This window comes from Nocardioides sp. (assembly GCF_051876515.1).
Taxonomy (GTDB): domain Bacteria; phylum Actinomycetota; class Actinomycetes; order Propionibacteriales; family Nocardioidaceae; genus Nocardioides.
Genome location: NZ_JBJEHY010000191.1, coordinates 1 through 7,155, shown reverse-complemented (window position 1 = coordinate 7,155; position 7,155 = coordinate 1). Strand labels below are relative to the sequence as shown.

The 7,155-nt window shown below is 70.8% G+C and carries 6 protein-coding genes; 3 read left to right on the top strand and 3 right to left on the bottom strand.

Annotation, left to right across the window (positions count from 1 at the left end; genetic code table 11):
* The coding region (locus ACI379_RS14235) for a Dyp-type peroxidase (RefSeq protein ID WP_439792753.1) at window positions 1–1,112 on the bottom strand (1,112 nt) is incomplete at its 3' end.
* A 141-nt stretch (window positions 1,113–1,253) separates the two neighbouring features.
* On the opposite strand from ACI379_RS14235, the gene ACI379_RS14230 reads away from it, so the two are divergent.
* A complete protein-coding gene (locus ACI379_RS14230) occupies window positions 1,254–1,553 on the top strand; it encodes a hypothetical protein (protein WP_439792752.1) in 300 nt (99 codons plus the stop codon).
* Between the two features lie 59 nt (window positions 1,554–1,612).
* The gene (locus ACI379_RS14225; protein ID WP_439792751.1) at window positions 1,613–2,626 is read left to right on the top strand and encodes a phosphatase PAP2 family protein; all 1,014 of its coding nucleotides are present in this window, start codon (window positions 1,613–1,615) and stop codon (window positions 2,624–2,626) included.
* Window positions 2,627–2,642: 16 nt separating this feature from the next.
* Here the strand turns inward: ACI379_RS14225 and ACI379_RS14220 are convergent, their stop codons facing one another.
* Window positions 2,643–3,728, bottom strand: coding sequence for an oxygenase MpaB family protein (locus ACI379_RS14220; protein WP_439792750.1), 1,086 nt, complete (start codon window positions 3,726–3,728; stop codon window positions 2,643–2,645).
* Between the two features lie 71 nt (window positions 3,729–3,799).
* Between ACI379_RS14220 and ACI379_RS14215 the strand changes: the two genes are divergently transcribed.
* Window positions 3,800–4,468: a TetR/AcrR family transcriptional regulator gene (locus tag ACI379_RS14215; RefSeq protein ID WP_439792749.1), complete on the top strand. Its 669-nt coding sequence runs from the start codon at window positions 3,800–3,802 to the stop codon at window positions 4,466–4,468.
* 3 nt (window positions 4,469–4,471) lie between these two features.
* Here the strand turns inward: ACI379_RS14215 and ACI379_RS14210 are convergent, their stop codons facing one another.
* Complete coding sequence (locus tag ACI379_RS14210) at window positions 4,472–6,928, bottom strand: MMPL family transporter (protein WP_439792748.1); 2,457 nt, start codon at window positions 6,926–6,928, stop codon at window positions 4,472–4,474.
* Window positions 6,929–7,155 lie beyond the last annotated feature (227 nt).

The following is a 7,155-nucleotide window of genomic DNA, read 5'->3' as shown; positions in this document are numbered from 1 at the left end:
TGGACGTGGACGCGGTGCTGAGTGCCTGGATGCATGCGCGTCGGATCCGGTCGCTCGCCGTACGACCGGACGGCATCGTGTACGCAGCAGGCGTCGACCAGCTCGCTCCGCCACCGGCGCCTCCCGCGGGCTCGGAGCAGTACGGCCAGAGGGTCAGCCCTGCGCCCCGGACGGTGGGACGAGCAGCTGGTCCGCGGTGGGGACGAAGTACAACGAGCCAGTGAGCGCGGTGGGAAGTCGAGGATCCGGTCGTGGTTCCCGGGCGGGTGGCCCACGAACATGCGGGTCAGCATCGTCTCGATCACGGCCGGGTCTGCCGCGTACCCGATGAAGTAGGTGCCGAACTCGGCCGTCCCCACGCGGCCGAAGGGCATGTTCTCGCGAAGGATCGCGAGGTCGCGACCGTCGGGCCCGGTGACCGAGTTCAGCTCCACGTGGGAGTTGCTTGCCTTGACGTCGTCGGCCAGCTCGACGTTGCTGAGCTTGTGACGTCCCACAGCAGCTTCCTCGGACTCCACCGTCAGGGCGTTCCAGGCGTCGAGGTCGTGGGTGTAGGGCTGGACGACCACGTAGCTCCCGTTGACGTGCGCCGGGTCCTCCGCGCCGATGTGGACGGCCTCGAAGGCGTCCTGGTCGCGCGGGTTCTCCGAACCGTCCACGAACCCGAGCAGGTCGCGGTCGTCGAAGTACCTGAAGCCGTGGACCTCGTCGGCGACCTCCGCGTGTCCTCGCAACCGCGCCACCAGGAGCTGTGCCAGCTCGAAGCACAGGTCCGCCCTGCGGGCTCGCACGTGGAACAACAGGTCACCGGGGGTGGAGGGCGCGCTGTGCACGGCCCCTACGACCGGGCGGAAGGGGTGCAGGTGGCGTGGCGGCGGGGCGTCGTACAGCCGACTCCACACCTGCGCGCCGACACCCACCACGCAGGTCAGCCCGCCGTCGGGGGCCCGGAAGTCCACCGACCTGGTCAGTCCGGCGACGTCGGCCAGCAGGTCCAGCACCGCCTGTTCGCCACCCTCCCGGACGGTGAGCACCAAGAAGATGGCTGCCGTGGCCGGAGGCCTGACGACTGGCTGGGGACGGCCGGGGCGCACCGGGTCAACCTGGGTCAACCTGGGTCATCCCAGACACACTAGCCCCGGCTGCCGGCCGGGCGTCCGCGCGTGACCCACCGGTGCCCTCTCCTCACCAGTTCGTGGGATCCGGCCCCACGAGGGCGTCACCGACTCAGCGGCAGCCACTACCGTGACGCCATGTCTCGTACGGTCCAGCGTATCCTCGGCGCCGCCATCCTCCTCGTCGCAGGAGTGTTCAGTCTTCCGCTCGCGGCCACCTTCCTCGACGGGGAGGGGACGGAGAACTGGATCGTGGTGGTCCAGCTCGCGGTCATGGCGCTCCTGGGCGCCCTCCTCGCGCTCACGCTCCCGGCGCTGGCGCGGGAGGACGCCTCCCCGGTGCGCCGTGCGGTCACCGGCGTCTGGTGGGGACTGCTCGGCGCTCTCGTGGGCGTCCTCGTCTTCTGGTTCCTGCTGAGCGGGGTCGGGGGCGCATGACCCGCACCTCGCGTGTGGATGCGTGCCCCGGCGGCCCGTTCCGCCGGTAGGATCGACCAATGTCTTCGGGGGAGTTCGTCGGTGTCGACGCCGCGGTGATCAGGCCGCCGACCACGAGGCGACCGGTCCGGGTGGCTGCGATGGCCGTCTTCGCGGCGATCCTGGTCGTCTGGTGCGCCAACGTCGGCGTCCCCAACGACACCGTCCAGGTGTTCCTGTGGCTGTGGCTCGGGACCGTGGCGTGGCACATCGAGGCGCACCCGCGGCACCACCTGAACTTCCTGCGCGACTGGTGGCTCCCTGTCGTCGGACTCGTCGTCTACTTCTTCAGCCGTGGACTGACCGACGAGCTCGGCCTGCCGGTGCACATCCAGATACCGATCGAGGTGGACCGCTGGCTCGGAGGTGGCACCACTCCCACCGAGCACCTGCAGGCGGCCCTGTGCGGCGACCCGTGCACGTACGTCAGCGAACCCCGCTGGTACGACCTCTTCCTCAGCACCGTGTACGCCACCCACTTCGTCGCGGGACTGACGATCGCGGCCGTGTTGTGGGTGCGCAGCCGGCCCGAGTGGGTGAAGTGGATGCGCCGCTACCTCGGCATCAACTTCGCTGCGCTCGTGATCTACATCCTCTACCCGATGGCCCCGCCGTGGATGGCCTCGCGCGACGGCTACATGGGCGAGGTCGCCCGCATCACCAGCCGCGGGTGGCGCGACATCGGCCTGGACCGCGTCGACCTGATCCTCCACGGCGTCGGCAACCCGGTGGCGGCGATGCCGTCCCTGCACGCAGGCATCGCGTTCCTCATCTCCCTGTACGCCATCCAGCGGCTCCGGAGCAGCTGGCGCTGGCTCCTTGCGCTGTACCCGTTGTCCATGTCGTTCGCGCTCGTCTATTTCGCCGAGCACTACATCATCGACATCGTGGCCGGTGCCCTGCTGGCTGTCCTGGTCCTGGTGGCCTCCCACTGGTGGGAGCGATCGCGCGACCGGGCCCCGGCAGGGCGGGTGTCACGACTCGACGAGGAGGCCGCCGCGTTGGAGGTCTCCGAGACGTCCGTGCGGGACTGACCCCCGCGGGCGCGCGTTACGCGGCTCGCTGCCGCACCAGCCTGCGGGCCGAGGCGATCAGCCGCACCCCGTCCGGTCCCCACATGAGGCGCCCGTAGTGGCGTTCGAACGGCGCCTGCTGCAGCACCCAGACCAGGGGCAGGCCGAGCCGGGTGAGGACCCGGGCCACGCGGCCGCGCACCGGCCCCAGCCCGGCGGCGCGCTGCAGCTCCGTGGGGAGCGCCCCGAGGTAGAGCTGGCGGAACAGGCCGTGGTCGAGAGCGAGGGCGTACAGGATCGACGGCACCTGGGAGCGGTGGAAGTTGGCCCGCAGGCTCTCGCCGATCACCTCCTGGTAGTCCGCACCACTGGCGGGGTGCACGTTCATCGTGTCCGTGTGGCCGAAGAGGTCCGCGTACCGCACGTACAGCGCCTCCAGATCCGCCATGGACTCCGGGATCTCCGCCTCCGGGCTGCCGACCAAGCGGCAGTACGCGCCCACCTCACGCACGAACTGGTCGCGCTCGGCGTCGCTGAGGCGGTGGGGGAGGCGGCCGTCGCGGAAGGCGAAGGCCTCGTAGAGCAGCAGCATGGAGTGCATCTCCGTCAGCACCGCCCACATCGCGTCGCGCGGCTCCGAGGCGGCGTACCCGCCCAGCTCGGGCGTGCCGACGTCGATGACGTCCCCGCGCACCTTCTGGTGGATGGCGCCCAGGTGCTTCCGCATGAGCGTGGCCGTGGCCGAGTCGCCCAGCCACATCGGGGCGTGCATCCCGGAGTTGCGTTGGCCGCGCTCGAACACCTCGAAGAAGGTGAGCCGGCCCTTGCGGGACAACCGCGAGATGGGGTCGTGGTCCCTGACGCCGGCCATGATCGGCTTGTACGCCACCTGCACGGTCTGCTGGGCCGCGAACTGGAAGACCACCGTTGCCGGGTGGAGCAGCACCTGCCACACCACCGAGTCGGGCCCGAAGAGGCCGAGGTCGACAGACCCGTCCTCGCCTGTCGAGTCGCCCGCGGCCACGGGCGCGCCGAAGCGCTGCCAGCGCGCGGGAGTGCCCCACAGCCGCTCCTTCGAGACGACCTGGAACTCAGGAGCGGAGCTGGTACGGGTGGTTGCCACGGGGTGCCTCCCTGGTGTGCGACCTATTTCCCGGGCGGGAATTATCTGCCGGACACGTTAGGGTCGCCGCCATGGCAGGTCAAGGAACGACAGCGAGAGGGCCCGGCAGGTCCGCCGGGCTCGACCGCGGTCGCATCGTGGAGGTCGCGGGCACGATGCCGCCGGACGAGCTCACCATGCAGGCCGTGGCCGACCGGCTCGGGGTGGACCGCAAGGCGGTCCACCACCACGTGGGGGACCGCGACGCTCTGCTGTCCCTCGTCGCCCTGGACACCTTCCGGCGCCACTCCGCGAGCTTCACCCTGCCTTCGGGACAGGACTGGCGGACCGCCTGCTCGACGTACGCCGCGGGGTTCGCCGCGTGCATCGTGGCCACCGGCGCGTACGCCGAGCACCTGCCCATGACGGACCCGGTGCTCGCCGGTGTGCTGGACCCGACCGAGTCGGTCATCGGCGCGCTGGTCTCCCGCGGGCTCGACGTGGCCACCACCCAGCGGGTGGTGGCGGCCCTGGTCAACGTCGCGCTGGCGCACGCCCGCGACACCCTGGCCGTACGACGCTCGCCACAGGCGACGCGGGCGGCCCAGCTCCGCGCCGCGTTGAGCGGCCAGACTCCGGGTGCCCACCCGTACCTCGAGGAGATCCTGGCCGCCCCGGCCGACACCTACGGGCCGGAGCAGCTGCAGCTCACCGTCGACCTGCTCCTCGACGGGGTCCAGGCACGTCTCCTCGACGGCTGAGCGTCACCTGCCGGCGAGCGAGGACTCCTCGTCGGTGAGCCGCTCGGCCTCCGCGTCGAGGTCGGCGAGGCCGTCCTCCGGGTGGACGAGGTGGGCGTCGGGGTGCGCGCGCTCGAGGGCGGCCCCCTCCACGTCGACGGACGGGAGGATCCGGTCGAGCCACGCCGGCAGCCACCAGGCCGCGCGGCCCAGCAGGTGCATGACGGCGGGGATGATGAGCATGCGGACGATGAACGCGTCGACCAGGACGCCGAAGGCGAGGCCGAAGCCCATCAGGCGCACCACGTTGTTGTGGGCGAAGATGAACCCGGCGAAGACCGCGACCATGATGATCGCGGCAGCGGTGACCACCGTGCGTCCCGACCGCAGCCCTCGTACGACGGCCTCGCGCGCCGGGGCCCCGTGGACGTACGACTCGCGCATCCCCGAGACCAGGAAGAGCTGGTAGTCCATCGCCAGCCCGAAGAGCACGCCGATCACGATGGTCGGCAGGAAGCTCAGGATCGGTGCCGGGTCGTGCACACCGAAGATCGAGCCCAGCCAGCCCCACTGGAAGATGGCGGTGAGGGCGCCGAACGTCGCCGCGAGCGACAGGACGAATCCCAGCGTCGCCGTGAGTGGCACGAGGATCGAGCGGAAGACCAGGACGAGGATCACAAGCGAGAGCCCCACCACGAGGGCGAGGTAGCCCGGCAGAGCGGCACCGAGCTTCGCGGAGATGTCGATGTTGCCCGAGGCGGTGCCGGCCACGCCGAGCATCACGGCCCCGCCCGCGTCGCCCACCTGGGCCACCGTGTCGGGCCCGGAGAGGGGGGAGAGGTCGCGCAGGTCGCGGACGAGCTGCACCGTCTCCTCGGCGTTCGGCCCGTGCACGGGGACGACCTGGAAGGCGATGATCTGGCTGTTCTCGGACACGCCGATCGGGGCCACCGCGGCCACGTTGTCCTGCTCCAGGATGCGCTGGCCCACGCGCACCTGCTCGGCGACGTGCTGCTCCTCCGCCAGGGGAGTGGGGTACTCGGCGACGAGGACGAGCGGACCGTTCATGCCGGCCCCGAACTGCTCCTCGATGAGGGAGTACGCGCGGTACTGGGTCGAGTCGACGGGCTCGCTGGAGCCGTCGGGCAGGCCCAGGCGCATGGACAGCGCCGGCAGGGCGATGACCAGCAGCAGGGCGGTCCCGAGCACGGCTGAGACAACGGCCCACCAGGTCTTCATCGGCCGCACGTGGGCGACCGGCTTCGGCTCCCGGCGCTCGGCGCGCTGGCGACGGGGCAGCAGACGCAGTCCGACGAGGCTGAGCAGGGCGGGGGTCAGGGTGACGGCCACCAGGATGGCGACCGCGACGCAGGCGGCGCCGACGGTGCCCATCAGCCCCAGGAAGCCGATGCCCGTCACGTTGAGGGCTGCCAACGCGGTGATGACGGTGGCGCCGGCGAAGACCACGGCGTTGCCCGAGGTGCCGTTGGCCAGGCCGATCGACTCCGCGAGCGGCACGCCGTCACGCAGCTGGTTGCGGTGACGGTTGATGATGAACAGGGAGTAGTCGATGCCGACCGCCAGCCCCAGCATCACGCCGAGGACGGGCGTCACCGACATCATGTCGACGAGGCTGCTGAAGGCGAGGCTGCCGGCCACGCCGACGCCGACGCCGGTGATGGCGGTAATGATCGGGAGGCCCGCACCGATCAGGGTGCCGAGCATGACGAAGAGCGTGATCGCAGCGATCACGAGGCCGACGGCCTCGCCGGGACCCATCACGCTCGGGATCGCCTGGACCAGCTCGTTGGACAGCTCGACGGTGACGCCCTTGAGTTCTGCGTCGAGGAGGACGTCGGCGACGGCCTCCTTGGTCTCCGGGGCGAGGTCGTTGACGGGCTTGTCGAACATGACGGTGCCCAGCGCCGTCGTGCCGTCCTCGGAGACCATGCCCATGTCGGAGGCCATGTCGAGGAGGGCGCGGGCGTCGTCGAGCTGGGCCTGCTGGGAGTCGAGTCCCGCCAGGGCGTCCGCGGTCTGCTGCTCGTCGAGGCCGTACGCCCCCGAGGTGACGCCTTCGCGGGTCTCGTCGAGGGTGCGCTGCCCCTCGTCCAGTTCGGCCAGGCCCTCGGCGATCTGCTCGGCGGGAGCGAAGGGGCTCACCGTCTGCTTCACCCCGGGCTTGGCGCGGGCCTGCTCGAGCACGTCCTCGATCTGTGCGCGCTGCACCGGGGTGAACTTGCCGTCGTCCGACTGGAAGACGACCGTGGCGGCGCCGCCGCTCGCCTCGGGGAAGTGGGCGGCGAGCTTGTCGGCCACCTCGACCGTGGGCGTGCCGGGCATGGTGACGGCGCTCTGGAGGGCTCCGCCGAAGGCGAAGTAGCCGCCCGCAGCGAGCGCCAGGGCCACGAGCCAGGTGCAGATGACGAGCCAGGCGCGACGAGCTGAGAAGCGTCCGAGTCGGTAGAGGAGTTCAGCCATCAGAGCTCTCAGTCGTGAGGTGCCCGAGCAGGTCGGGCGGTGGGAGGTGTGCCTGGGAGGGGCACCTACTTGCTACACAATACGGTGCGTCTCGTCTCGTCTGCCATGTGATCTGTAGCATGCCGCGCATGAGTGGACATCGCAGCGGCCCGGTGCGGAGTGACGAGGCTCGCGACGCGATCCTCGCCGCGACGGCTGCGGAGTTCTTCGAGAAGGGTTACGCCTTC

Excerpts from the sequence above, each read along its gene's own strand:
- ACI379_RS14215 (WP_439792749.1), top strand. The coding sequence starts at position 3,800 with ATGGCAGGTCAAGGAACGACAGCGAGAGGGCCCGGCAGGTCCGCCGGG.
- ACI379_RS14230 (WP_439792752.1), top strand. The coding sequence starts at position 1,254 with ATGTCTCGTACGGTCCAGCGTATCCTCGGCGCCGCCATCCTCCTCGTC.
- ACI379_RS14210 (WP_439792748.1), bottom strand. The coding sequence starts at position 6,928 with ATGGCTGAACTCCTCTACCGACTCGGACGCTTCTCAGCTCGTCGCGCC.
- ACI379_RS14225 (WP_439792751.1), top strand. The coding sequence starts at position 1,613 with ATGTCTTCGGGGGAGTTCGTCGGTGTCGACGCCGCGGTGATCAGGCCG.